General features: G+C 47.2%; 3 protein-coding genes. All 3 read right to left on the bottom strand.

What is annotated here, in order from left to right; genetic code table 11:
• Positions 1-51: 51 nt before the first annotated feature.
• Complete coding sequence (locus tag KDK14_RS15825) at positions 52-291, bottom strand: BrnA antitoxin family protein (RefSeq protein ID WP_101748562.1); 240 nt, start codon at positions 289-291, stop codon at positions 52-54.
• Complete coding sequence (locus tag KDK14_RS15830) at positions 266-559, bottom strand: BrnT family toxin (RefSeq protein ID WP_257266141.1); 294 nt, start codon at positions 557-559, stop codon at positions 266-268. The genes KDK14_RS15825 and KDK14_RS15830 overlap by 26 nt, the downstream gene beginning before the upstream one ends.
• A 90-nt stretch (positions 560-649) precedes the next feature.
• A partial coding sequence (locus tag KDK14_RS15835; RefSeq protein ID WP_373691094.1) for an O-antigen ligase family protein occupies positions 650-1,188 on the bottom strand: 539 nt, incomplete at its 5' end.

Consider the following 1,188-nt stretch of genomic DNA (forward strand, 5'->3'; position numbering starts at 1 on the left):
ACACCGCTTCCTGCTAACCGTAGGGCTGGCAGCACCCGTCAGGGGAGTGAATCAAGAATTTTTACGTTGATGAGCAACATATTCATCAAGTAACTGTCGGATCATTTTCTGATATTGCATACCATGCTCTTCAGCAACCGACTTGAAATATTCGATACTGTCAGAACTCAAAGTAATCGTAATTTTTGTACTATCGTTTTTTACCTTAAGTTCACTTGGGGATGGCAGGAAATCAGCGACCAGTTTGACTTCGCCAATCGGTTCATCAGTGTACTGAATTTGCTTGCTCATAAAGCTTTTTCCCTTTTCTCCAGTAGCCCGCACCTATTATCCGGATTCGATTGTCCCTGTAGGTAAAGCGCACAGTGAGAATACCCGTTTGATCTTTATCCAAACCAAAACAATAGTAACGCTTTTCTTCCTTACTATGGCTGACATCTTCGGCAATAATCCGGTTCTGATCGAAAAAAGCATACTGAGCTTCATAGAATGAAACTCCATGCTTTTTCTGATTGGACAGGCTTTTAACCTCATCCCATTCAAAATTGCTTTCAGACATCAAACAATCATAGTCGGAATATGGCTATTTAGCCATATCGGTGTACCACATCACGCTACCCGCCGCTCGCTTCCCGTAAAAGCATCTGACTTATCTTTTTCGGGAAGCGGGCAGCGGGCGGCGGGCAGCGCCCGAAGGGAGATACCTTGCCAACAGAGCCAACGCCATCATCACCACAAAATAAGCCGCATTAGAAGGAATCTGCAGATTAAAATCCACCGATGAGTGAATCATAATGGCCAAAATGCCCATAAAGGCGGTAAAGCCCATACCAATCATTATCCGGTTACGACGCTGGCGCATGGCGGCAATAGCATGCCAGGCTGCCGCCAGTACCATCAGTACCAGAATGACATAGGCGGGTATACCAAACTCCAGGGGGAATTGCAGAAAATCAATATGGGCCAGGTCGTAAAAGCCCCGCCAGCTGCCGTCATGATAAGTGGGTAACGTCGTATAGAACGAACCGCCACCGGAGCCAGTCAGGCCATAATCGCCAATAGCATCCAGCGTCACTTCAGCGACATTGGGTCGGGTTTCCCGTTCCATGGAAGTTTGCTCAAGGCGTTCCACTACCTTCTCCAGGCCAAACCACTGGCTGACAATGGCAGTATCAATCACCAGCAAAC

This window comes from Endozoicomonas sp. ONNA2 (assembly GCF_024606365.1).
Lineage (GTDB): Bacteria > Pseudomonadota > Gammaproteobacteria > Pseudomonadales > Endozoicomonadaceae > Endozoicomonas.